26 protein-coding genes are annotated in these 22,779 nt (G+C 47.9%); 1 reads left to right on the top strand and 25 read right to left on the bottom strand.

Going from position 1 to position 22,779, the window contains the following annotated elements:
* Positions 1 to 72: 72 nt before the first annotated feature.
* The 10 genes from panD to ACXN9U_RS04280 form a co-directional block, all read right to left on the bottom strand.
* Positions 73 to 456, bottom strand: a complete 384-nt coding sequence (panD, locus tag ACXN9U_RS04325) for an aspartate 1-decarboxylase (RefSeq protein WP_045927211.1) — start codon at positions 454 to 456, stop codon at positions 73 to 75.
* Position 457: 1 nt separating this feature from the next.
* A complete protein-coding gene (gene panC / locus ACXN9U_RS04320) occupies positions 458 to 1,318 on the bottom strand; it encodes a pantoate--beta-alanine ligase (protein ID WP_060964911.1) in 861 nt (286 codons plus the stop codon).
* A 3-nt stretch (positions 1,319 to 1,321) separates the two neighbouring features.
* A complete protein-coding gene (gene panB / locus ACXN9U_RS04315; RefSeq protein WP_016939076.1) occupies positions 1,322 to 2,155 on the bottom strand; it encodes a 3-methyl-2-oxobutanoate hydroxymethyltransferase in 834 nt (277 codons plus the stop codon).
* A gap of 244 nt (positions 2,156 to 2,399) precedes the next feature.
* A complete protein-coding gene (locus ACXN9U_RS04310) occupies positions 2,400 to 3,377 on the bottom strand; it encodes a biotin--[acetyl-CoA-carboxylase] ligase (RefSeq protein ID WP_060964910.1) in 978 nt (325 codons plus the stop codon).
* Positions 3,362 to 4,552, bottom strand: coding sequence for a CCA tRNA nucleotidyltransferase (locus ACXN9U_RS04305; protein ID WP_060964909.1), 1,191 nt, complete (start codon positions 4,550 to 4,552; stop codon positions 3,362 to 3,364). Before ACXN9U_RS04305 ends, ACXN9U_RS04310 begins: the two co-directional genes overlap by 16 nt.
* A gap of 4 nt (positions 4,553 to 4,556) precedes the next feature.
* Positions 4,557 to 5,690 carry an N-acetyl-alpha-D-glucosaminyl L-malate synthase BshA gene (gene bshA, locus ACXN9U_RS04300; protein ID WP_016939079.1) on the bottom strand — a complete coding sequence of 378 codons (1,134 nt, stop codon included), beginning with the start codon at positions 5,688 to 5,690 and terminating at the stop codon, positions 4,557 to 4,559.
* A complete protein-coding gene (gene bshB1, locus ACXN9U_RS04295; RefSeq protein ID WP_489202211.1) occupies positions 5,687 to 6,400 on the bottom strand; it encodes a bacillithiol biosynthesis deacetylase BshB1 in 714 nt (237 codons plus the stop codon). The genes bshA and bshB1 overlap by 4 nt, the downstream gene beginning before the upstream one ends.
* The gene (gene mgsA, locus ACXN9U_RS04290; protein ID WP_489202210.1) at positions 6,393 to 6,806 is read right to left on the bottom strand and encodes a methylglyoxal synthase; all 414 of its coding nucleotides are present in this window, start codon (positions 6,804 to 6,806) and stop codon (positions 6,393 to 6,395) included. Before mgsA ends, bshB1 begins: the two co-directional genes overlap by 8 nt.
* Before the next feature lie 23 nt (positions 6,807 to 6,829).
* The gene (gene dapB, locus ACXN9U_RS04285; protein ID WP_489202209.1) at positions 6,830 to 7,633 is read right to left on the bottom strand and encodes a 4-hydroxy-tetrahydrodipicolinate reductase; all 804 of its coding nucleotides are present in this window, start codon (positions 7,631 to 7,633) and stop codon (positions 6,830 to 6,832) included.
* A gap of 8 nt (positions 7,634 to 7,641) precedes the next feature.
* Positions 7,642 to 7,977 carry a nucleotide pyrophosphohydrolase gene (locus ACXN9U_RS04280; protein ID WP_003153495.1) on the bottom strand — a complete coding sequence of 112 codons (336 nt, stop codon included), beginning with the start codon at positions 7,975 to 7,977 and terminating at the stop codon, positions 7,642 to 7,644.
* Between the two features lie 142 nt (positions 7,978 to 8,119).
* Between ACXN9U_RS04280 and ACXN9U_RS04275 the strand changes: the two genes are divergently transcribed.
* Positions 8,120 to 8,992 (top strand): YitT family protein, encoded by an 873-nt coding sequence (locus ACXN9U_RS04275; RefSeq protein WP_060964905.1) that lies wholly within the window; start codon positions 8,120 to 8,122, stop codon positions 8,990 to 8,992.
* A gap of 23 nt (positions 8,993 to 9,015) precedes the next feature.
* On the opposite strand, the gene ACXN9U_RS04270 is transcribed toward ACXN9U_RS04275, so the two are convergent.
* The 15 genes from ACXN9U_RS04270 to ACXN9U_RS04200 all read right to left on the bottom strand — a co-directional run bounded on the left by ACXN9U_RS04270 (position 9,016) and on the right by ACXN9U_RS04200 (position 22,778).
* Positions 9,016 to 10,191, bottom strand: a complete 1,176-nt coding sequence (locus tag ACXN9U_RS04270; protein ID WP_489202208.1) for an oxalate decarboxylase family bicupin — start codon at positions 10,189 to 10,191, stop codon at positions 9,016 to 9,018.
* A 30-nt stretch (positions 10,192 to 10,221) separates the two neighbouring features.
* Entirely contained in the window at positions 10,222 to 11,004 is a 783-nt protein-coding gene (gene ypjB, locus ACXN9U_RS04265) for a sporulation protein YpjB (protein WP_016939084.1), read from the bottom strand.
* Positions 11,005 to 11,071: 67 nt separating this feature from the next.
* Positions 11,072 to 11,665 carry a lipoprotein heptaprenylglyceryl N-acetyltransferase LhaT gene (lhaT, locus tag ACXN9U_RS04260; protein WP_198697810.1) on the bottom strand — a complete coding sequence of 198 codons (594 nt, stop codon included), beginning with the start codon at positions 11,663 to 11,665 and terminating at the stop codon, positions 11,072 to 11,074.
* A gap of 107 nt (positions 11,666 to 11,772) precedes the next feature.
* Positions 11,773 to 12,540 (bottom strand): menaquinol-cytochrome c reductase cytochrome b/c subunit, encoded by a 768-nt coding sequence (locus ACXN9U_RS04255; protein ID WP_003153486.1) that lies wholly within the window; start codon positions 12,538 to 12,540, stop codon positions 11,773 to 11,775.
* A gap of 31 nt (positions 12,541 to 12,571) precedes the next feature.
* The gene (qcrB, locus tag ACXN9U_RS04250; protein ID WP_003153485.1) at positions 12,572 to 13,246 is read right to left on the bottom strand and encodes a menaquinol-cytochrome c reductase cytochrome b subunit; all 675 of its coding nucleotides are present in this window, start codon (positions 13,244 to 13,246) and stop codon (positions 12,572 to 12,574) included.
* A gap of 1 nt (position 13,247) precedes the next feature.
* Complete coding sequence (locus ACXN9U_RS04245; protein ID WP_003153484.1) at positions 13,248 to 13,751, bottom strand: Rieske (2Fe-2S) protein; 504 nt, start codon at positions 13,749 to 13,751, stop codon at positions 13,248 to 13,250.
* Positions 13,752 to 13,889: 138 nt separating this feature from the next.
* Positions 13,890 to 14,336: a YpiF family protein gene (locus ACXN9U_RS04240; RefSeq protein WP_489202207.1), complete on the bottom strand. Its 447-nt coding sequence runs from the start codon at positions 14,334 to 14,336 to the stop codon at positions 13,890 to 13,892.
* A gap of 54 nt (positions 14,337 to 14,390) precedes the next feature.
* Positions 14,391 to 14,930, bottom strand: coding sequence for a ReoY family proteolytic degradation factor (locus tag ACXN9U_RS04235; RefSeq protein ID WP_489202206.1), 540 nt, complete (start codon positions 14,928 to 14,930; stop codon positions 14,391 to 14,393).
* 73 nt (positions 14,931 to 15,003) lie between these two features.
* The gene (locus ACXN9U_RS04230) at positions 15,004 to 16,275 is read right to left on the bottom strand and encodes a tetratricopeptide repeat protein (protein WP_060964899.1); all 1,272 of its coding nucleotides are present in this window, start codon (positions 16,273 to 16,275) and stop codon (positions 15,004 to 15,006) included.
* Between the two features lie 317 nt (positions 16,276 to 16,592).
* Positions 16,593 to 17,879 (bottom strand): 3-phosphoshikimate 1-carboxyvinyltransferase, encoded by a 1,287-nt coding sequence (gene aroA / locus ACXN9U_RS04225; RefSeq protein WP_489202205.1) that lies wholly within the window; start codon positions 17,877 to 17,879, stop codon positions 16,593 to 16,595.
* Positions 17,880 to 17,890: 11 nt separating this feature from the next.
* Complete coding sequence (locus tag ACXN9U_RS04220; protein WP_489202204.1) at positions 17,891 to 19,006, bottom strand: prephenate dehydrogenase; 1,116 nt, start codon at positions 19,004 to 19,006, stop codon at positions 17,891 to 17,893.
* Between the two features lie 51 nt (positions 19,007 to 19,057).
* Positions 19,058 to 20,140: a histidinol-phosphate transaminase gene (gene hisC / locus ACXN9U_RS04215; RefSeq protein WP_489202203.1), complete on the bottom strand. Its 1,083-nt coding sequence runs from the start codon at positions 20,138 to 20,140 to the stop codon at positions 19,058 to 19,060.
* An 11-nt stretch (positions 20,141 to 20,151) separates the two neighbouring features.
* Entirely contained in the window at positions 20,152 to 20,949 is a 798-nt protein-coding gene (gene trpA / locus ACXN9U_RS04210; protein WP_489202202.1) for a tryptophan synthase subunit alpha, read from the bottom strand.
* Positions 20,942 to 22,144 carry a tryptophan synthase subunit beta gene (gene trpB / locus ACXN9U_RS04205; protein WP_060964895.1) on the bottom strand — a complete coding sequence of 401 codons (1,203 nt, stop codon included), beginning with the start codon at positions 22,142 to 22,144 and terminating at the stop codon, positions 20,942 to 20,944. The genes trpA and trpB overlap by 8 nt, the downstream gene beginning before the upstream one ends.
* Entirely contained in the window at positions 22,125 to 22,778 is a 654-nt protein-coding gene (locus ACXN9U_RS04200; RefSeq protein ID WP_489202201.1) for a phosphoribosylanthranilate isomerase, read from the bottom strand. Before ACXN9U_RS04200 ends, trpB begins: the two co-directional genes overlap by 20 nt.
* Position 22,779: the final 1 nt, after the last annotated feature.

Here is a 22,779-nt window from a genome sequence, read left to right as displayed (position 1 = left end):
GCTGAGAAATGGAGCGGAAAAACAGCTTTTGCCCCTGAATCTTAAAAGAAAACCCCCATGAAGGGGGCTCTTTTACAAAATCGTGTGCGCCGGCTCCTGGCCCAGCATCTGCTCGATTTTATTCTGATCGTCCAAAACCGCCACCTTCGGCTGATGGCTTTTTGCTTCCTGATCAGACATCATTTGATAAGAAATAATAATGACTTTATCTCCTGGTTGGACGAGGCGGGCGGCAGCTCCGTTTAAACAGATCACGCCGCTCCCCCGCTTACCGGGAATAATATACGTTTCAAGTCTCGCTCCGTTGTTATTATTCACAATTTGAACTTTTTCATTAACGAGCATTCCGACGGCATCCAAAAGATCTTCATCAATCGTAATGCTGCCGACATAGTTCAAATTGGCTTCCGTCACGGTAGCGCGGTGCAGTTTTCCGGCCATCATAGTGCGGTACATATTATAATCTCTCCCATTCATCAATATCAATAATGATATTATCAATCAGTCTTGCTTTAGAAAATTGAACGGCACAGGCCAGAATAATCTTGCCGTTTAACGTTTTAAGCGGAGTCAGTTCAGGATAAGCGTACAATTCGGCATAATCAATGACGCCGCTAGTGTTTTCGATGACGCTGCTGACGGCTTTTATGACGGCTTCCGGGTTTCTTTCACCGTCTCTGATCAGTTCGGCGCCTTTTTGCAATGCTTTATAGATCATCGGCGCTTCTTTTCGTTCCTGCTCAGTCAGATAGACGTTGCGAGAGCTTTTAGCAAGTCCGTCTTCTTCTCTGACCGTATCCACCGCAACCAATTCGATATCCATAAAGAAATCCTCAATCAATCCGTCCACAACCGCTGCCTGCTGGGCATCTTTCAGCCCGAAGTAGGCGCGGGTCGGTTTAACGAGATTGAAAAACTTCGTCAGCACAGTGGCCACTCCGTCAAAATGACCGATGCGGGAGGCGCCGCATAACACGTCAGTTCTTCTTTTTACATGCACGGCAACATTTTGCTCGCCTTTATACATGTCACTTGCAGACGGCGTAAACAATACATCTGCCCCCGCCTGTTCTGCAAGCCGGGCATCACGGTTTAAATCACGCGGATATGCTTCGTAATCCTCACCCGGTCCGAATTGAGTCGGATTGACAAAGATGCTCATCACGACAATATCGTTTTCTTTGGTTGCTTTTTCAACCAGCGTCAGATGCCCTTCATGAAGAAAACCCATTGTCGGGACGAATCCGATCGTCCGGCCTTCTGAGCGGTATTGCGCAATCAGTTCTTTCAGCTGTTGAGTTTCTGTCAGTTGTTTCATCGCTTACTTTCCTCCGTACAAGCCTTGCAGCACAGTTTGGTTGATCTGAAAAGAATGCTTTTCTTCCGGGAAAACCCGTTCTTTCACATCACGCACATAACCGCTGAGCGCAGATTCAATCGCGCCGTCGATTTTGGCATATTGCTTCACGAACTTCGGTGTTCTGTCCACGCCGTGGCCGACGACGTCATGGTAAACAAGAACTTGGCCGTCAGCTTTTGAACCGGCTCCGATTCCGATGACGGGAATGGATACTTCTTCTATTATTTTTGCGGTCAGTTCAGCAGGCACACATTCAAGCACGAGCATCATCGCTCCCGCCTGTTCGCATTTCACGCTGTCTTCGATGAGCTTTTTCGCGCTTTGCTCATCTTTTCCCTGCACTTTATATCCTCCTAACACTCCGACAGACTGCGGTGTAAGGCCTAAATGGCTGACGACAGGAATTCCCCCGAGTGTCAGCGCGCGGATGGATTCGAAAACGCCGTCTCCGCCTTCAAGCTTTAACGCGTCTGCGCCGCTTTCCTGAATAATGGCCGCGGCATTTTTCAATGTATCTTCTTTTGAAAGGTGGTAAGACATAAACGGCATGTCGGTTACGATAAACGTATTTTTCGCACCGCGTTTTACCGCTTTTGTATGGTGAATCATGTCACTGACCGTTACGCCGACGGTTGAATCGAGCCCGAGCACGACCATTCCGAGCGAATCTCCGACTAAAATCATGTCGACTCCAGCCTGTTCCGCCAGTTTTGCCTGCGGATAATCGTAAGCGGTCAGCATCACGATCGGCTCTCCGTTTTCCTTCATTTTCATGAAATCCAGTTTTGTTTTCATTCTGTTTCTCCTCCTCTAAACGGTGAGGAGATGATCCGCCAATTCTTCGCAAGCAAAAAAGCCTTCTGTAAAATAAGAAGGATTTCCACTTGTTTAACGTTCAGCGAATGTCATCCCTCTGTCCCAGTCCTTTTTTGGATCAAGGCAGACTTTTCGTAATCTCTGTTCTGCTGATCAGGTGCAGTTCATTATGATACTGCCCATAGGAAGTATACCAAATTCACGAGGCTTGTACCAACTAAGATTAATTGAGCTCAATATCGGCAGAATAGATCTTCTTTATTCCGTCTTTCGTTTCCAAAAGAAGGACCCCCTCATCATCAATGCCGAGCGATTTCCCGTAAAACGTCCCTTGCAGCGTCCTCGCTCTGAGCTCACTCGCCAATCCAACCGCATAGCTTTCCCATAACAGCTTGATCGGTGTAAAGCCGTGCTTCAGATAATCCTGATAGCGTTTTTCAAAAGTCAGCAGAATCTCTTGTATCAGACCGGCTCTGTCAATTTTTTCGCCGGCTTCCAGGCTGAGGCTTGTCGCAATGTCCTGAAGCTCGCCGGGAAAATCGGTTTCCCGCTGGTTCACGTTGATTCCGATGCCGAGAATGACCGAACGGACACGGTCTTCTTCCGCTTGCAGCTCAGTTAAGATTCCGACGGCCTTTTTGCCGTGAATCATTAAATCATTCGGCCACTTAATAGCGGGCTGTACACCGGTAAAGGATTCGATGGCCTGAACGACCGCAACGGCAGATAACAGAGTGAGCTGCGGCGTTTTCTGCAAAGGAATTTCCGGTCTCAGGATGAGACTCATCCAAATCCCGGTTCCTTCCTGAGAATGCCACACTCTGGACATTCTTCCTCTGCCTGCCGTTTGTTTATCGGCAACTACGAGTGTTCCTTCCGGCGAGCCGTCATTGGCCAGTTCATGGGCGGTTTTTTGGGTGGACGGCAGGACGTCCCGGTAATACAGCTGTTTGCCCATAACCTCTGTTTTCAGCCCGAAGCGGATTTCAGATTCGCTGAGTTTCCCCGGTTTTTTAATGAGCCTGTACCCTTTTCGTCTGACCGCCTCAACCTCATAGCCCTCTTTGCGGAGCTCTTCTATATGTTTCCAAACGGCGGTTCTCGAACAGCCGAGCGCGTCACTTATTTTCTGCCCGGAGATGAAGCCGTCACCCGCCTCAGAAAATAAATCAATTAATCGGGTTCTTAATGTTGATCCCATGATGCGAGCCACTCCTTTATGTCATGTTTTCGGTTGGAGAGCTTCCCTGCCAATACCGCTTCTTCAATCCGGCTAAGTTCTTCGGCAATCCATTTACCCGCACGGCGGTTTCTGAGCTCCATCAGATCAGCGCCTGAAATGTCGAGGTCACGAAGGCTTTTGATCGGCAGCTGCTCATACAGGCTCCGAATCTCTTTCAGCTTTTGTTCATCAACCGTCTTATGCTTTTTCAGCATTTCGATTTTAACGGCTGAAAACAGCGCATCTCCAGCCCGGTACATCGCCTGGGCTTCAAGCTGCGCCGGATAAACGCTTATGATCTGCACTGCTTTTTTTATGACTTTTCCCGGCAGTTTCCATTGTTTTAAAAACGGTTCGGCGCTTTTCGGACAAAGACCGAGAAATAATAACAGCGCTGCCCAGCGTTCTTCGCGCGCATCTAAGGAGGAAAACGGATATCCGCTCGCTTCAAGCATTTGCTTCTCATAATCAGAAAGGCCGGGCAGCTCTTGTATCAGGCCTGTCTGCACCATTGTTTGAATCGCTTCTTTTGAAGATGCGCCAACGAGCAGCTTTTCAAACTCGACGGTCTTTCGTTCTACTGATACGTGCGCCAAAAGCTCCCTGTCTTTTATGACGGCCTCTTTTGTTTCTTTCTCTAACAGAAAGCCGAGCTGGCTCATAAACCGGACGGCTCTCATCATCCGCAGAGCGTCTTCCCGAAAACGGTCTTCAGGGTTCCCGACCGTACGGATCAGCTTTTGCGCGATATCACGAACGCCTCCGAAATAATCAAGCAATTCTCCTTCGGCAGACATCGCCATTGCATTAATCGTTAAGTCTCTCCGCTTTAAGTCTTCTGATAAAGATGTAATGAACCGGACGGCTTCAGGGCGCCGGTAGTCCTTATATTCTGATTCGGCGCGGAAGGTGGTGACTTCATATGTTTCATCTTCCCATAAGACGATTACGGTGCCGTGCTCTTTGCCGACATCGACGGTCCGCTCAAAGAGGCGCTCCACCTCATCCGGCGAAGCGCTTGTCGCGATGTCCACATCACCTATTTTTCGTTTCATATAGCTGTCTCTGACGGCTCCCCCGACAAAGTAGGCCTGGTGGCCCGCCTTTATCAGATGGTGAAGGATGGGGAGGGCTTTGACAAATTCCTGTTCCATAAGATCACTCCGGTCCTGCCAATTCATCATAAATTCGTTCGTACTGACTGACGATTCGTTGCGAAGAAAAGGCGGTCTCCACCATTTTCAGCGCATGGTCAGTCAAACGTTTGCTGAGCTGTTTGTCTTCTAAAACGGCAAGCGCTTTTTCAGAAGCCGCTTGAATATCGCCGACTTCCACCAGAAAACCGCTTACTTGATCTTTAATCACTTCCGGTATTCCGCCGATATTCGTTCCGATGCACGGCACACCGCAGGCCATCGCCTCCAGAAGTACGAGTCCGAAACTTTCTTTTTCAGAAAGAAGGAGCTTAAGGTCACTGATGGAATACAGCTCTTCCACCCTGTCCTGGTTTCCGAGGAGCAGCACTTGGTCCTGCAGGCCGTATTTCTCGACAAGCTGCCAAGCGACGCACTTTTCCGGTCCGTCGCCGACAAGCAGAAGCTTCGCCTTTGTTTTGGCTGCGATATTACGGAAAACACGGATAACATCCTTCACGCGTTTTACCTTTCTGAAGTTGGAAACATGGATGACGACTTTCTCATCCGGCGAAATACCGTGCTTCTCTTTTATACTCTCTGTATTTTTCTTAAGATAAACACGTTCATCAATAAAGTTGTAAATGGTCTCAATTTTTTTATCCGGCTTGATTAAATCATATGTTTCTCCGGCAAGCGCGGTTGATACAGCGGTCACTCTGTCGGACGCTTCAATGGCAAACCGGATTAAATCTTTTAATGACGGATCATACCCTAAAACGGTAATGTCCGTACCGTGAAGCGTCGTAACAATGCCGATGTCGCGCTTTAGCATCTGTTTGGCGAGATAAGCGCATACTGCATGCGGGAGCGCATAGTGCGCGTGGATGATATCAAGATTTTCCCTTGCGGCAACCTCGGCGATTTTGCTCGCCAGTGAAAGGTCGTAAGGCGGATGTTTAAATACCGCGTATTGGTTGACCTCCACCTCATGAAAATGAATATTCGGATGATATGTATTTAATCTGAACGGGATGCTTGATGTGATGAAATGAACCTGGTGCCCCTTTTCCGCAAGCAGCTTGCCGAGTTCCGTCGCAATAATACCCGAGCCTCCGACACTCGGGTAGCATGTAATCCCTATTTTTAATGGTCTCATTGTCCGCCCCCAAAAACATCATCATTCAAAACGGGAAGCTGTTTTGAAAAGAAACCTTCGGCATACCCCGTCCCGGCTTCTTTGCCATACAGTCTTTCCCGCGCTTCCACCATTTCGATATAACCGTTTGTCAGCGGTGTGTTCACTGACTGCGCCGTAGGAATAAACTGACTTTGATAGGCGTGCAGGCTTTCTTTTTTCAGATCGATGGTTTCCGTTATGTCGATTACAAAGTCCGGACGGTGAAATCCGTTAATCATATAATAGTAAACTTTTTGAGCCTTGTGAGCCGGCAGTTCCCGGTGATCTTTATATTTATGAATTCCCGCTGAGAATACCGCCTCTTCGACTAATGCCGCCGCATTGCCGTGATCTGGATGGCGGTCTTTCGGATAAGGCATGAAAACGGCTTTCGGCCGGCATGCTCTGATGACACTGACAATCCGGCGGATGCTGTCATCACTTTTCAAAAGCCCGCGGTCAGGAAGTGCAAGCTGAATTCTCTCCTTCACGCCGAGAATTCGGGCGGCCTCCGCCGCTTCTTCTTTTCTTATACTTACCGTTCCGTTAGATGACAGCTCGGCCTCGGTCAGATCGCATATCACAGCGGTTTTTCCTTGGCCCGTAAATTTTGCGATTGTGCCGCCCATACCGATCTCGACATCATCGCTATGGGCGCCGAACGCAAGAATATCAACATGTTCAGACATTCGGCTCTCCTCCGCGCACGAGATTGCGGAAATCAAACGCCCCGCCGTCCAGCGTACGGACGAGAATCTCCGCTGTTCCCATATTTGTGGCCAGCGGGATCGCGTATACGTCACACAGCCGGATCAGCGCCGATACATCCGGTTCGTGAGGCTGCGCAGTTAACGGATCCCGCAGAAAAATGACGAGATCAAGAGCATTCGCCGCAATTAATGCCCCGATTTGCTGATCTCCGCCGAGCGGGCCGGATTGAAAACGTTCAACGGACAATCCGGTCGCTTCCTGGATTTTTAAGCCTGTCGTGCCTGTCGCGTATAACTCATGGCGGCTCAATATATCTTTATATGCGGTCGTAAACTGAATCATATCCTGCTTTTTTTTATCGTGAGCAATCAAAGCGATTTTCATTTGATATTCTCCCCCTTGCCGATTCAGTCGATAATATTTTCGAGGCCGTACACAAGCTGGTCGATTTTCATCACTTGCTCCACTGACAGCTTCACTCCTGACATAAAGGAAGCCCGGTTATAGGAATCATGACGTAATTTCAGCGTCTGTCCGTCCATGCCGAACATGACTTCCTGGTGGGCGATAAGGCCCGGCAGACGCACGCTGTGAAGGCGGATGCCGTTTAATTCAGCACCGCGGGCGCCCGGCAGGATTTCTTTTTCATCAGGATGACCCTGCTGCTTTTCTGTACGGACGCTTGAGATCATTTCCGCTGTTTTCAGCGCCGTTCCGCTCGGTGCGTCCAGTTTTTGATCATGATGAAGCTCAATGATTTCTACATCTTCAAAATAGTTGGCGGCCATTTGTGAGAATTTCATCATCAGCACCGCGCCTAATGCAAAGTTCGGAGCGATGATGGCGCCGATTCCTTTTTCTTCAGTCAAAGCTTGAAGCTCCTCTAAATCCGCTTCGGAAAATCCGGTCGTTCCCACAACAGGACGGACGCCGTGTTCAAGAGCCGCTTTCGTATGTTTTTTGCCGATTTCAGGCGTTGTTAAATCGATCAGCACATCCGGTTGTGTTTCTTGGAAACATGCGCGGATATCCGTATAAATAAGGGCATCTGAATCAGCTGACATCACTTCCCGCAATGTTTGCTGATCGTATGTATGGTCAATGGCGCCGACAAGCTCAAAATTTGGCGTACGGACGGCAAGTTTTACGGCTTCTTGGCCCATTCTGCCTCTCGGTCCGGCGATTACGACTTTAATGGTTTCATTTGACATGGTTTCTCCTACTTTCCTTCTTCTTTTCTCGTCCAGCGGTCTTTATCCCGTGTATTAAATTTATGCATCACGCGGTTATGAGCTTCCTCCAATGAAATATCAAGGGAGTTGGCGAGGCAGATCAGGACGAACAGCACGTCGCCCATTTCCTCTTCCATGCTTTTCTCATTTTCCGTCGTTTTCTTCGGCTTTTCCCCATAGTAATGGTTGACTTCTCTTGCAAGTTCGCCCAGTTCTTCGGTGAGACGGGCCATCATGGCAAGCGGGCTGAAATAGCCTTCTTTGAATTGGCCGATATATTCATCGACCTCAGCTTGTAAGTCTTTCATCGTTTTGTCACTCACTGTGCGAATACCTCCTGTCATCTCTTCCATGTTAGCTAATTCAAGTACATTTGACAAATGTTAAAAACGGCAGTTTGCTGTTTTCTTTTGTATCCACTATAATATTTACGCAATCTAATGGAAGGAAAAGGGGTTTGATGCAATGCTTGGAGAAATCAGAATCAAAAACATTTGCTTTATTCTAATCGGCGCCGCTGTTTTTTCATTCGGACTGGTTCACTTTAATATGCAGAACAATTTGGCGGAAGGCGGATTTACCGGCATTACGCTGCTCTTATATGCGTTATTCCACATCAGCCCTTCTATTTCCAACCTGGTATTAAACATTCCTATCTTTTTCATCGGCTGGCGCATGCTCGGCCGGACGATGTTTGTCTATACCCTGATCGGCACCGTCTCTCTTTCCGTTTTTCTGAGTATTTTTCAGCGTTACGAAATTCATATGCCGCTGTCGCATGATTTAGCTCTGGCGGCCTTGTTCGCGGGTGTATTTATCGGCGCGGGTCTCGGCATTATTTTTAAATATGGAGGCACGACGGGCGGAGTTGATATCATCGCCAGGCTGATTAATAAATTTTTCGGAATCCCGATGGGCCGGACGATGTTTGCCTTTGATGCCTGCGTCATTCTGCTTTCTTTGTTTACGTATCTTTCTTACAAGGAAGCGATGTACACGCTTGTAGCCGTTTTTGTCGCTGCGCGATTGATTGATTTTATACAGGAAGGCGGTTATGCCGCAAAAGGGGCAACGATTATTTCTTCGAAAAACGATCTGATCCAGCAAAAGATCATAGATGAAATGGAACGCGGCGTCACCGTTTTAAAAGGACAAGGATCATACACAAAAGAAGACAGAGACGTTCTTTACTGCGTCGTTCCGAAAAACGAAATTGTGCTTTTAAAAAGCGTCATCACTTCTGTTGACCCGCACGCCTTTGTTGCCGTAAGCGACGTCCATGACGTACTCGGAGAAGGATTTACGCTTGATGAAAATAAAAATCCGATCAGACGATAATAAAAAGGCGGCTTTTGCCGCCTTTACTGTTCGTGTTTCCATTTGACAACCGGTGATTTTTTCTTTTTCAATCGGCGGGCGAATGCCGGACTGACATTGAGCGTCTGCTCGACGAAGCGCTGCGGCGTCAGTGCCAGCCATTGGTTTAGGGAGACGTCTTCGAAACGGTCGCTTTTGAAAATTTCCAGAAAGCGAAGCACGGTGTCACCGATATTCTGGACATAATGCCCCATCGCAAAAGGAACATATCCCACGTCACCCGCTTGATAGTTAAATGTCCGCGCTCTTCCCTCCGCCGCAAACACCGTCATTTTCGCTTCTCCCGAAAGATAATACTGCCACTCGTCCGTATTCGGATGCCAATGCAATTCTCTCATGCCTCCGGGTTCGACTTCCACAAGAGCGGCGGCAATTGTTTTTGACACCTTAAACGTTTTGGAATCGACGATCTTGACTCTTCCCCCGCTGGTAACAAGAGGCTCCTGCCGGGAGAGCTTGTAGCTGAACGGCTCCAAAACGGTGCCTTCCGGGGAAGAAACGGCTGCCTGTTCAATCGGGGGAGGCGGGTCCAGCTGGAACATGTAACGCTCTTTCTTGTGAATGTAGGCCAAGTCATATCCGGGAACACCGAAGTTCGTCTCCAGCACGCTGCGCGGGGTGTGGGCAAACCAGTCCGTTACTGAAAAGGTGCTGTTTTCTGAAAATGAGCCGTCATCAAAGACAAGCAAAAACTCACTGCCCTGCTCCATCCCTTGAATGGAATGAGGGATGCCGGAAGGAAAATACCACAAATCCCCTTCACTGACGTTGTCAATAAAATTCCGCCCGTTTTGGTCGACTGCGGTTAAACGGACTTCTCCGTTTATCACGTATCCCCATTCGGCTTCTTTATGCCAATGAAGTTCCCGCACAGCTCCCGGTTTCAGTCTCATGTTCACCGCCGCGATGTTTTTGGACACCGGCAGTTCCCTGACCGTCACTTCTCTTGACCATCCGCCGTCTTCAAGCCTCATATGCGTATCAGAAAAAGAGAATTTCAAATTTTGAACCGTTCCCGCATCCGTTGAAGGCGGAACGAGCATGTCAGGATTCTGGAAGTCACGCACGAGGTTCCGCGGTCCTTCATCAGTCGCTCCTTTTCTGCCTCTGATCGGCTGCGGGAGGTGTTTTGAAGCCAATTGCTGGATGAGTTTTTTCACTGGCTTTAGCTCCTTTACAGCAATTTGTGTTTATTTAGACTTAGGATATTCACGCTTTTTCTCTTTCTTTTTTTCCGCTCTGTATTTTCGGTAGCCGACATATGTCAGCGCAGTAATAATGATACCGCCTGTTGTCAGAATGACCCAGAGCAGCGAAGGATCAGCGTCATCCCGCTCCACCTTGTCAAATACACGTTTTAAATCCTGCTGCAGGAGCGTCAGACGCTCAAGCTTTGTTCCTTTTGTCATCTGCTGAAACCCTTCCTGCTCAATCACCTCGATATGTTTCGCCACCGTATCAAGCTGGCCGGCCGACACATCCATTGTCAGGCTGGGATAAATTAAATCATATAATGATATAAATTCATTCCACTTTTCATTGAAATTCTCACTTCCGTTCCCGCTGACATCTTCTTTTAAGGCGCTGAATGTCGCCATAATCGGTCTTTCAAGCGAACCCCACAGCGGATCGGAGTGGTCTTCCATCGCATCCATTACAAGCCTGAACTGAGCGGCTGCGCGAATTTTTTCGGAATCTGAGGCATCCGCCTGTTTCAAGGCGCGCTCTAAATCATTACAGCCCAGAGTCACCTGCCTGACTTCGGCGCCGGTCAGTGAGTTTACGTGTGTCATTTTTTTCTTAAAGTAGCCAAGCACTTGCAGGGCCTCATCATACTGCGAATGCCTCGTCATCTGGAAAACGGTATCCGAAAGGTCGTTCAGTTCCTTGAGACCGCCCTCACCTTCAGCTTTAGCAGTTGTGATGAAACACATAAGAGCAAGCAAAAGACAGATTGTCAGCTTTCGTTTCATAGAGGTCCCTCCCACTCCTTCTCTTTACAGAATATGAAGAGCGGGACAAGGTTAGACCAAGATTCTATCAGTGTAAGTCAAGCTTTATCCGCCTTTTGGAAATCACCAAAACGTATGCAAGACCGAGTGAAAACAGGCTCAGCCAGAATGTGGCATAGCCGATCTCTTGCATATAAGCACTGAGCATTGAATAGCGGGGCATCATGCCGAAAAGATAATCAATGACGTCATTATGAAGCGTCCAAACAGCGGCAACGGCAAGATGCCATAACCGGAACCGAAAATACGGGCTGTATAAAACGCCTTGAACGGCCATGGCGAAATGTGAAGCAATCAGCATGTACCCTTCCCAAGGCATCTGCCCCATTTTAATCAGCACAAAGATATTCATTCCGACCGCCCACAGCCCGTATTTTACAAGGGTTACAAGCGCAAGCGCTTCAAACAGCGGCGCGTTTCTTCTCATGAGAAATGCCAAAAGCACGAACAGGAAGAAAAACGTCGCCGTCGGGCTGTCAGGCACAAATATCAGAAAACGGAACGGCGTGTCCGCAAGCTGCGGCAAATACCAATAATAGCCGTACACGGTACCGATAAAATTAACGGCAAGAGCAAGCAGAAGCATGCCGCGCCGTCCTAAAAGATAAGAAATCCACCTCATACCATCAACTCTCAGTCCGTAAAAAGTATGTATCATGCAAAAAAAGCTGACATCCGGTCAGCTCTTTTCATAAAAGTATATCCTGCTTTTGTCCGCTTCACAATACGTTATTTCGCTGTCGTTTCAGAAATGAACTTCGCCAGCTGATCAAGCTGTTTATCATTCCCTTTAAAAATACCGGCTGGCATTTGCCCTTTCCCTTTGACGGCGATCTTTTTAATTTCTTCCGGGCTCAGCCCGTTATCGACCAGGGAGGGACCGGCGCCTCCGCCTTGAAGATTATCCCCGTGACAGGAAATACAGCCTTGTTCTTTAAATACTTTATAACCGTCTGATTCGGTATCAATGGCGGCTTCTTTTTTGATTTTCCCTTGCTCCTCCGCCTTCGCCCAGTCATGCGTCGCGACTGACTGCCACGTTAAAAAAACCGTAGCGCAAAGCGCCAAAAGCATCATGCCGACCGCAACCGGACGCTTCCACGGCCTTCTTTCAGAGCCCCTGTCGAGAAACGGAGCCAAAAGCAGCGATCCGAAGGCAAGCCCCGGTATAATCATCGCGCCGATAACAGTGTAGCTCCCCGCGGCATATTCATATTTTAAAAGCTGGTATAAAAATAGAAAATACCAATCCGGCAGCGGTATATAGCCCGTATCCGTCGGGTCCGCAACCCGTTCCAAAGGCGGCTCGTGCACTATCGTCAAAACGAGAAATCCGACGAGGAAAACGGCTCCGACCATCCATTCCTTCAGCAGGAAGTTCGGCCAGAATGCCTCTGTCTTTCCCGGATACTCTGAATAGTCTTTCGGTATATTCGGTTTTTTTTCAGCCGGAATCCTCGAATCTCCTACAAACTTCATTCCTTTCCCCCGGTGCATGTCATCCCCTCCCTTTTATATCAGATCTGTATTAAAGCGGTCCTGAAATTCCCTGCTTGCGGATCATGACAAAGTGGGCGCCCATGAGCGCAAACAAAGCGGCAGGGAGAAAAAACACGTGAATCGCAAAGAATCTCGTCAGCGTTTGGGCTCCGACAATATCGTGGTGGCCGGCAAGAAGGGTTTTCACCTGCGCTCCGATCAACGGCGTCGCCTCCGCAATCTGAAGACCTACCTTTGTCGCAAACAGCGCCTTCATGTCCCACGGAAGCAGATACCCTGTAAAACCGAGACCAAGCATCACAAAAAAGATCAGAACACCGACGATCCAGTTCAATTCCCGAGGCTTTTTATAAGCTCCCTGAAAGAAAACCCGCAGCGTATGTAAAAACATCATCACAATGACTAAACTTGCCCCCCAATGATGCATACCCCTTACAATCTGTCCGAAAGCGACTTCATTCTGCAAATAATACACAGATTCCCACGCGTTTTTAATATCCGGCACATAATACATCGTTAAAAACATCCCGGACAGCACTTGGATAACGGTTACAAAAAACGTCAATCCGCCGAAACAATAGACAAAAGCCGAGAAATGGTGAGCTGGATTCACATGTTCCGGCACTTCATGGTCGGCGATATCCCGCCACATCGGCGTAATATCGAGACGTTCGTCCACCCAGTCATAAATTTTGTTCAGCATGTCACCCTTCCCCCCTAGGCTTTGCTTTTCCAAGATACAAAAAGCCGTCCTTTACTTTTTGCTCATAACGGTCAAGAGGCGCGAGCGGCGGCGTGCCCGGAACGTTCGTGCCGTCTTTTTCATACAGCCCGTAATGGCAGGGACAAAAGAATTTGTTCGGATTTTTAGGATCATTGTTCCAGTTTACGGTGCAGCCCAAATGCTTGCAGATCGGCGAAAGCGCTATAATTTCATCGCCATGCTTATAGACCCAGGCTGACCTGGATTCTTCCGATTCGTACCAGGCGTCGACCTGATGAATTTTAAAGTCAAACCGTTTCGGCTCCTTCGTCAGTTCATCGACGCTGACAACCTGCACCATTTTTTGATCTCCGGTCGGTTTTAATACCGGGTCCAGCGCAAAACGGACCATAGGCATAAGCGCACTGGCGGCCATAAATCCCCCCACGCCGGTGAGCGCATAGTTTAAAAATTGCCTTCTTGATATATCTTGTTTTCCGCCCATCTCTTCCCCCCCTAAAAGATTGACCAAAAATTAACTAAAATAGAAAATAATTCTGAGATTTGACACCCTCATAATATATGAATCTTTCAGCAAGGTCAACAGAGGCAAAATGGCTGTTTTGCGTGATGTCTGGAGTTTTTAAGAATTGTTCCACTTCTGTAACAAAACGTTCAAAATTTCCCCGCACTTATCATCCGCTATTTTTCTCTTTAAAGAGTCTGTCATATGTTCAAACGGGACTGCTGGTATGTATATGACATCAGATCCTATTTCAGAGTCCTTCCATTTTTCGTCTGCCGTCAGAAACAAGGCATGCCGAAAGCTGGTCATCACCTCTTCTTTGAATTTTTGAAGCAGATCAATCTGTGATTGATCTATATCAACATATGTATAAGAGGGGAATAAATATACCCGTCCCTTCAACTGGCGCTCAAGCTCTTCAGAAAGCAATTGGGTGCTCTCCCCCCGTTCAACGGCCTCTTTTAAGCCTCCTGCAGATGTTATGGAAATTAACGGAATGACAGCGGTATCAATGTAATCCGCAGATTGTAAATAGACATCGGCATCAGCGGCCCTCCATCTCATGTCTGGTTCCTCCTCCTTACGCAACAAGCCTTGCATATTCTGCAAGGCTGTCATTTATGTGAGCTGATTCAATTGGCGGGAAAGCTTTTCAAATGTTTCTTTGTCGTGGCGGTCCAGCGCCTCGTCGATATCTTTAAGCAGCTTTTCCCGCTGGAAAGTGGATATGGCATGTTCTAATATTTTTTCGGCCATCCCCTGATCCTGTTTATTTTCAAACAGGTCTTTCGGCAGATGCGGATTTAATTCAAGAACAGCAGCATATTCAGGCGAGCTGTAGGCCGAACGGAAATTCAGCTGGATAAATAAATCCTGCTGCTTATTCAGCCGGATGTCGTGAAAAGATTTTTCTGCGTCCGTGGTCATGACATTTTCTTTGTAAAACCTAAACGGCACCTCATCAACGCAATGAGCAAACATGATAATGCCTCTCGGGCAAAATTCAGCTTGTTCTACAAAATGGACCTTCTCCATTAATGTATCATGACTCATTAAATAATTTAAAATCCAGACGCACTCCCGGCGTTTAAGCTGATAATGATTTAAAAACCAACGGATAAAATCCTTTTTTTCATTGACAGAAACAGGGGTCTGCATGTAATTCCCTCCTCTATCGATCGTATAATCTGACATCACTTATACATTCAGCAAGCATGGTCCAAAATCCTGCTTATCTCAAAAATTCGTCCTCTATCCGTAAGATTGTTTCTTCAAGCTCTTCGTTTGTTCCATCCATTGAAAGCACTTGTTTTAAAAGCGGCAGCGCTTCTTTCTGGAGACCCTCTTCCAATAAGAAATGAGCGTATTCATATAAGAAATCCCGATCCTCCCGGTAATGGAGGTACGCAGCTTCAAAGCTTTTTTTCGCTTCGTCATATTGCTCCAGACCCGTATAGGCGCCCGCCAAATACCAATTGTATTTCGGATCTTCTTCACCGTAGCCGCGGACTTCCTGAATCAGATCAATAATCTCTTCATAGCTTTCTTCTTTATGATAGACGGCTAAAAGCGTATGGAGCGCTTCCACATAACCCGGATCGAGCGCCAGCGCTTCCTGAAGAAGCTTTTTGCCTTCGTCTTCGTTGCCGAGCTTTAACGCCATTTTCGCCGCATAGAGAAAAAGCTCTTTATTGTATTCATCGTAAGTAATACCTTCTTTAGCGGTTTTTAATGCATCTTCATACATGCCCTCTGCCTCGTAGCTTTTTGCAAGCGGCATATAAAGCGATGAATAAGAAGGATCAAGCCCTTTTAAATCAGAAAGCTGCTTAATGGCGGTTTTGACCATCCCCGCCTGATAGGCTGTGAAGCCGTACCCGAAAATCGTATTCGGTTCTGTATGTTCTGCTGCCGCTTTTTCATACCATGAAATCGCTTCTTCAAATTCACCCGCCGCGCTCAATGACTCGGCCAGCCTTTGATGAACATTTACACCGCCGATTTCATTCCGCTCTTTTGCCGTCTCTTCGTAATAGGGAACGGCTTTTGCGTATGATCCTTGTGTAAAGTACAATTCTCCCAGAGCGAAATCAATAACAGGTTCATCTTTTAACATTGCTTTCGCCTGTAACAGCTTTTGCTCACTTACTTCAAATAAGCCCTGCATCTGATACAGATCAGCCATCAAAAGAAGGCTTTCCGCGTAAGACGGGTCTTCTGGTGATATCGTCTCCAGCACCTCAAGAGCTTTTTCTTCTTCATCAATATCTATTAACAATTCGGCGTAAAAATTCGTCAGCTCAGACTCATCCGGATAAAGGTCATGCAGATCACTGATCAGCGTTAACGCTTTCTCTGCGTTTCCCCATTCATAGTAGAGCTGGGCTGCAATGGCTTTGTCTTCGTCATGAAGCTGCGATTCAGCTTTTGAAAGCGCTTTGAGTCCCTTTTCGGTTTCACCTGCTTCAACTAATTTTATGGCATCTTGAATCAATGTATTCAAATCAGACCGGTCCTTTCTTTTCCTATACCTCATCAACCAATGAAAAGGGTTTATTCGGGTTATTCTTATCATAATTCAGACAGGGTCTGCCCGCAAATAAGATGCTTCACCCGGCATTATAGTTTATCAAAAAATGGCGAGGAGGAAAACGGCAAAAAAGGGGCCGCCATCTTTATACGAAAAACAGCGCGGTTTGATCCGGCTGTTTCTGTAACGAAAACGCATCCCCCCTTCCTGTTATTTTTCCTGTTTAAGACAAGCTATGTCAAAGCTCATGACTTTATGACACATGAAGAAAAAAGCCCGAAGAATCGTCTTCAGGCTTTTTTGGCTAATTGATCTAAATGCTCAAAGAATGTCGGATAGGAGACGTGGATCGCATCTGTATCACGAATGTCAATCGGCTCTTCCGTCAGACATGAGGCGATACCGAGCATCATGCCGATGCGGTGGTCGCCGTGGCTTGATACACTGACGCCGCCCGCGAGTGTCTTTTTGCCGCAGATTTTCATGCCATCTTCAGTCGCTTCAATGTCTGCGCCGATTTTCCGGAGCTCTGATACGACGGTGTCGATCCGGTTCGTTTCCTTCACTTTCAGCTCCGCCGCGTCTTTAATGACCGTTGTGCCTTCAGCCTGCGTTGCCAAAAGGGCGATAATCGGAATCTCGTCAATTAAACGGGGAATGATTTCTCCGCCGATTTCTGCCGCTTTCAGAGCTGACGCTTCGATAACAAGATCTCCGTACGGCTCCGCGCTGTCCGCTTCTGACGGAATCACTTCAAGTGAAGCCCCCATCTGCTTTAAGACATCAATAATCCCTGTGCGCGTCGGGTTCAGGCCGACATTTTTCAACACAATCCGGCTTCCGGGAACGGCAGCCCCGGCCGCGAGGAAAAAGGCCGCTGAAGATATATCCCCAGGCACGAAAATATCAGCTGCCCGAAGCCGCTGACCGCCCGTTACGGAAGCGCTCGTCTCTGTCTCCGCAAGCTCAGCGCCAAAAGCGTTCAGCATCCGTTCTGTATGATCTCTTGATTTATGAGGCTCGGTAACGGTTGTCGTTCCTTCTGCCTGCAATCCGGCAAGCAGCACGGCAGATTTGATCTGCGCGCTTGCGACGGGAGACACATAATCGATGCCTTTTAATTGTCCGCCTCTTACAGATAACGGCGTAAATTCTCCGTCCGCTCTTCCGTCAATCACGGCACCCATCTGTTTTAAAGGCTCCGTCACCCTCTTCATCGGGCGCTTTGCAATACTTTCGTCGCCCGCTACCGTACTGTGAAATGGGCGTCCGGCTAAAATGCCGAGCATCAGGCGGATAGTCGTGCCGGAATTTCCGACATCAAGAAGGCTGTCAGGCTCATAAAGTGCGTCAATGCCGTTCCCGTGTATCGTTACATCACTTCCGTTCTGTTCAATGGAGACACCCATTTTTCTGAAGCAGGCAATCGTGCTCAGGCAATCGGCTCCCGGCAAAAAGTTTTTTACCGTTGTCGTTCCTTCTGCAAGCGCTCCGAACATAACAGAACGGTGGGAGATGGATTTATCCCCCGGAATATGAATTTCACCGTTTAAAGATGTCACTTTTTCTCTTTTCAATGTTTTCCACCTCAGTCAGCGTAAAATGTGTCATATTTGGCGCGGGATTGAATGCAGATTTCCGCCCGCTTGCGGTCCTCATCCGTCTGGAAACTGATTCTCAGAATTCCGTTAATATCTTCTCTCGTTTCGATAATACGGATGTTGGTGATGCTGATTTGTTCATCAGCCAATATCGCCGTAACCTCTGAAATGACCCCCGGATGATCGGGAACATCGACATAAAGGTCATAAAAGGACGGGATCGCCCCTTTTTGACGGATCGGCAGGCCGTCGCGGTAATCCTTCGCTTTTTTAAAGTAACCGAACAGGTTGTCCGCATCTTCATTTTCTACGTAAGATTCGATCGTGTCAATCTCCCGTTTCCACTCTTTGAAGCGGTCAAGCAGTTTATCTTTGTTGTGAAGGAGAATGTCTCTCCACATCGCCGGACTGCTGGAGGCTATTCTTGTAATGTCCCGGAAACCGCCGGCCGCGAAACGCTTCAAAAGCGGGTAATCTTCTTCAGAACGGTGAGCCTGATGTACGAGGCTGGCAGCAACGATATGAGGGAAATGGCTGATGACGCTCGTCACGCCGTCATGTTCCTCAGGCGTCATCTCCACAAAGTGGGCGTTTGCCGCTTTCAGAAGCTCCTTCAGATGCGTTACTGACTGTTTAGAAGTTGATTTTCCCGGTGTTAAAATGTAAAACGCGTTTTCGAATAAAAATTCTTTTGCGGCAGCTGCCCCTGATTTATGAGACCCCGCCATCGGGTGGCCGCCGACAAATTGATAGTGAGCCGGAAGCACTTTGTCGGCGTAGCTGACGACTTTCTGTTTTGTGCTGCCCACATCCGTAATCAAGAGTTCATGGGTGATGCCCGAGGCGGCCAGCATATCAAGCATTTTCAGCGTTTGGGCGACGGGCGTGGCGATAATGATAACTGATGCTTGCTGCGCCCCTTCCGTAAATGAGCCGGCCCGCTCGTCAATAATCCCGAGCTTCAGCGCGGCAATGAGCTGTTCTTCCGAAATATCCACACCGATAATCCGTTTATGCGGATGCTCCTTTTTGATGGCCAATGCGATCGATCCGCCGATCAGCCCGATCCCCGCAAGCAATATAGTATCCTTCATTTCACTCATTTCCTTTTTCATCTAGTTTAATAGAGCAAAGAGGTGATGCTTGATCACCTCTTATAATATTTCAGCTAAAATTGTCAGAATTTCCTCATTCTGCTCTTTCGTACCGACCGTAATCCTTAACGCTGTCGGAAATCCGAGCGCCTGTCCCGAGCGGACGATATATCCTTTTTCCAGCAGGGCCTGAAACATTTCATCCGCCGGGCGGTTAAAATCAATGAGCACAAAGTTGGTTTGTGAAGGATAACATGTTAAACCGTGGGTTTCGGCAAAATCATAATACTGCTTAAGACCGGCTTTATTTTTTTCGACACATTCCTTAATAAATGCCTGGTCATCAAGCGCAGCCAGTGCCGAAGCCTGGCCGATTCTGCTCGTATTGAACGGCTCTCTCGCCGGCTCAATCTGGCGGATCAGCGCTTCGTCCGCAATGCCGTATCCGACGCGCAGCGCGGCAAGTCCGTACGCTTTAGAAAATGTGCGGAGGATCATGACATTCGGATATTGCTTTAAAAGCGGAATGCTTTCAGGGTAATCTTCCGCGGTGACATACTCATAGTACGCTTCATCAAGTACAACGAGGATTTCCTCGGGAACTCTGTCTAAAAAGGAAATTAATTCCCGTTCGGAAGTATACGTCCCCGTCGGATTATTCGGATTGCACACCCATATGACTTTCGTCTTGCCGTCAATTGCTTCCAGCATCCGATCCAAATCATGAGCACCGTCGCTGCGGAGCGGCACCTCACGTACTTCAGCGCCCTCAATCACCGCATTGTGTCTGTATTGCGGAAAAGTCGGAGCGGCGGTAATCGTGTTTGCCTGATCATTTAATAAAGAACGGCAGATAATCTGCACAAGCTCATCTGAGCCGTTGCCGAAAATGATCGAAGATTCACTGACCTGCAGATGCTCACTGAGCCGCGTTCTCAATGCGGCACTGTAACCGTCTGGATACAGCGCGAGCTGCTCAATCTCCTGATGCAGCGCATCTTTAGCGGCCTGTGAACAGCCGAACGGATTTTCGTTAGAAGCGAGCTTTACTACTTTCTCAAGCCCGTATTCCATTTTCACTTCTTCTATTGGTTTGCCCGGCTGATACGGTTTCAGCTGCCGCAGCTGTTCTTTAATCTGCAAATCCAGTCACCTCATTTTACACTGTACAGTCGTCCGAACGTCTTTGCATATTCTTCAAATTCAAGAAGCGCATCGGCTCTTGTTACGGGGTTCACAAGCTTTGTTTCAAGCTCTTCTACTTTTTTAACGAGCGCGCTTCCGACAACGACACCGTCTGATATTTCATTCATCTCCTCAACCTGTCTGCGGCTTGAAATGCCAAAACCGACCGCAACCGGAACGGAGCTGAATTCTTTCACTTTTCGGATAAAAGAGTATACAGACGGATCGAATTCTCTGCGTACGCCTGTCACTCCTAAAGAGGATACGCAGTACACAAAGCCGCCGGCCTGTTCAGTAATTATTTTTAGTCGGTTTTCACTTGTCGGCGCAACCAGCGAGATATAAGCGATGTTCTCCTTTTTGCATGCCGTTTGTAAAAGGGCGCTTTCCTCTAACGGAAGATCCGGAACAAGCAGACCGTCTATGTCGTTTTCCCGCAGTAAAGCGAAAAAGTATTCTTTCTCTAATTGTAACACAGGATTATAATACGTAAAGAGGATAATTGGAATATGAACGCCGTTTTTTTTCATTTTGCCGCCAAGTTCAATGGCTTTTACGATATTCATTCCGTTTTCCAGAGCCCGTTTTGAAGCCCGCTGAATAACCGGGCCGTCGGCGAGCGGATCTGTGTATGGGACGCCGATTTCAAGGGCTGAGGCGCCTGCATTCTGCAATGACTTTGCCAGCTCAACAGAAATGTAAGGAAGCGGATCGCCAGCTGTAATAAAAGGGATAAATAGTTTTTCAGAATCATGCAGATTAAACATGTGTCTCCACCTCGTTTTCCAAAACATTCATCAGCGTATGAACGTCTTTATCTCCCCTTCCCGACAAACTGACGAGAATGATTTTATCTTTATCCATGTCTTTTGCCATTTCAAACGCTTTGGCCAAAGCGTGTGCAGATTCAATAGCCGGAAGAATGCCTTCTGTTTCAGAAAGCAGACGCAGCGCGGCGATCGCTTCATCATCTGTCACACTTTCGTACGTTACACGGCCGCTTTTATGCAGATAGGCATGCTCCGGCCCGATCCCCGGGTAATCAAGGCCTGCTGAAATGGAATACGGTTCGATAATCTGCCCGTATGCATCTTGTATTAAATAAGTCATCGAACCGTGAATCACCCCGAGCCTCCCTTTTGCGACCGTTGCCGCATGCAGCGGTGTATCAATTCCTTTTCCGGCAGCCTCGACGCCGATCAGTTCAGTATCATCTTCTAAAAAGGCCTGAAAAATGCCCATCGCATTGCTTCCGCCGCCGACACATGCAACAACCTTATCCGGGAGCGTTCCTTCGGCTTTGCGGAGCTGTTCTTTCGCTTCCTCGCCGATGATTTTCTGAAATTCGCGAACGATGTAAGGATACGGATGCGGGCCTACAACAGAACCGATTAGGTAGAAATGATCTTCACAATGCTGGACCCAATATCTGATCGCCTCATTCGTCGCATCTTTCAGCGTGCCGTTTCCGCTTGAGACCGGCACCACTTTTGCGCCGAGCAGCTTCATGCGGAATACGTTCAGCGACTGGCGCGCAACGTCCTCTTCCCCCATAAAAACCGTGCACTCAAAACCGAATTTTGCGGCGGCTGTCGCGGCGGCAACACCGTGCTGTCCCGCACCGGTTTCGGCAATGATTTTCGTTTTGCCCATCTTTTTGGCAAGCAGAATCTGGCCTAACGCGTTGTTTATTTTATGGGAACCGGTATGGTTTAAATCTTCCCTTTTCAGATAGATTTTTGCCCCGCCCAAATACTCCGACACCCTGTCTGCAAACGTTAATGCCGTCGGTCTGCCTGAGTAATCAAACAATAGTTTTTGATATTCGGCATGAAAAACGGGATCATTCTTTAATTCTTTGAAAGCCGTTTCGATTTCTTCGAGGGGCCGCATTAATGTTTCAGGGACAAACTTGCCGCCAAATTCGCCGTATCTTCCGATTTCATTTGGATATGGATACATAATGGTTCATCCTTTCTTCTAAAAGCCGGATCAGTGTTTGATCCTTTTGTCCGTTTTTTTCAATTCCGCTGGCAAGATCTATACCGCACGGGCGTGATCTCAGTAAGCCGGTAATCGTTTCAGGATTAACGCCGCCCGCAATAAAACACCGCTTGTTTCCTTTTTGAGCCTGCTCCTGGTACAAAGGGACACGCTTCCACGAAAACGCGATTCCCGTCCCGCCCCTCATGCCTTTGACTGAAGAATCAATGACATAGCCGTCGACTGCAGGTGCAAATTGAGCCATCTGACGGAGCGTGCTTTCTCCGTGATGGAGCGCTTTCCATATCTCAGAACGCACAAGAGGACGGAGACGGCAGGCATCCTCTGGCGATTCATCACCGTGAAGCTGGATAACGTTAAGGGACAGATCAGAAGCGATTTGCGCGATGTTTTCTATCGTTTCATTCACAAAAACTCCGACATGTTTCTTGTCTGTCCGGATCTCTTGTTTCCATTTCCGGACGTCATCCGGGGTGACCTTCCGTTTGCTTGCGGCAAAAATAAATCCCAGGTAATCCGCTTCTGAGGCTGCCGCAAGCTCATAATCACGCTTCGATCGTATTCCGCAGTACTTTAATTCAGGCTTTTTCATA

Source organism: Bacillus sp. BACIII, from assembly GCF_057836745.1.
Note: the sequence above shows the minus strand (reverse complement) of the source record. Positions and strands in the feature narration are given on the sequence as shown.

What these genes read in the sequence shown, in the direction of transcription:
- panD (WP_045927211.1), bottom strand. Translation starts at nt 456, where the DNA reads ATGTACCGCACTATGATGGCCGGAAAACTGCACCGCGCTACCGTGACG.
- ACXN9U_RS04255 (WP_003153486.1), bottom strand. Translation starts at nt 12,540, where the DNA reads ATGCACCGGGGGAAAGGAATGAAGTTTGTAGGAGATTCGAGGATTCCG.
- ACXN9U_RS04275 (WP_060964905.1), top strand. Translation starts at nt 8,120, where the DNA reads ATGCTTGGAGAAATCAGAATCAAAAACATTTGCTTTATTCTAATCGGC.
- trpB (WP_060964895.1), bottom strand. Translation starts at nt 22,144, where the DNA reads ATGTATCCATATCCAAATGAAATCGGAAGATACGGCGAATTTGGCGGC.
- panB (WP_016939076.1), bottom strand. Translation starts at nt 2,155, where the DNA reads ATGAAAACAAAACTGGATTTCATGAAAATGAAGGAAAACGGAGAGCCG.
- ACXN9U_RS04220 (WP_489202204.1), bottom strand. Translation starts at nt 19,006, where the DNA reads ATGAGTGAAATGAAGGATACTATATTGCTTGCGGGGATCGGGCTGATC.
- ACXN9U_RS04310 (WP_060964910.1), bottom strand. Translation starts at nt 3,377, where the DNA reads ATGGGATCAACATTAAGAACCCGATTAATTGATTTATTTTCTGAGGCG.
- bshA (WP_016939079.1), bottom strand. Translation starts at nt 5,690, where the DNA reads ATGAGACCATTAAAAATAGGGATTACATGCTACCCGAGTGTCGGAGGC.
- ACXN9U_RS04235 (WP_489202206.1), bottom strand. Translation starts at nt 14,930, where the DNA reads ATGCAGACCCCTGTTTCTGTCAATGAAAAAAAGGATTTTATCCGTTGG.
- qcrB (WP_003153485.1), bottom strand. Translation starts at nt 13,246, where the DNA reads ATGCTGAACAAAATTTATGACTGGGTGGACGAACGTCTCGATATTACG.
- panC (WP_060964911.1), bottom strand. Translation starts at nt 1,318, where the DNA reads ATGAAACAACTGACAGAAACTCAACAGCTGAAAGAACTGATTGCGCAA.
- mgsA (WP_489202210.1), bottom strand. Translation starts at nt 6,806, where the DNA reads ATGAAAATCGCTTTGATTGCTCACGATAAAAAAAAGCAGGATATGATT.
- trpA (WP_489202202.1), bottom strand. Translation starts at nt 20,949, where the DNA reads ATGTTTAATCTGCATGATTCTGAAAAACTATTTATCCCTTTTATTACA.
- dapB (WP_489202209.1), bottom strand. Translation starts at nt 7,633, where the DNA reads ATGTCAAATGAAACCATTAAAGTCGTAATCGCCGGACCGAGAGGCAGA.
- ypjB (WP_016939084.1), bottom strand. Translation starts at nt 11,004, where the DNA reads ATGAAACGAAAGCTGACAATCTGTCTTTTGCTTGCTCTTATGTGTTTC.
- lhaT (WP_198697810.1), bottom strand. Translation starts at nt 11,665, where the DNA reads ATGAGGTGGATTTCTTATCTTTTAGGACGGCGCGGCATGCTTCTGCTT.
- ACXN9U_RS04305 (WP_060964909.1), bottom strand. Translation starts at nt 4,552, where the DNA reads ATGGAACAGGAATTTGTCAAAGCCCTCCCCATCCTTCACCATCTGATA.
- ACXN9U_RS04200 (WP_489202201.1), bottom strand. Translation starts at nt 22,778, where the DNA reads ATGAAAAAGCCTGAATTAAAGTACTGCGGAATACGATCGAAGCGTGAT.
- ACXN9U_RS04240 (WP_489202207.1), bottom strand. Translation starts at nt 14,336, where the DNA reads ATGAGATGGAGGGCCGCTGATGCCGATGTCTATTTACAATCTGCGGAT.
- bshB1 (WP_489202211.1), bottom strand. Translation starts at nt 6,400, where the DNA reads ATGTCTGAACATGTTGATATTCTTGCGTTCGGCGCCCATAGCGATGAT.
- ACXN9U_RS04245 (WP_003153484.1), bottom strand. Translation starts at nt 13,751, where the DNA reads ATGGGCGGAAAACAAGATATATCAAGAAGGCAATTTTTAAACTATGCG.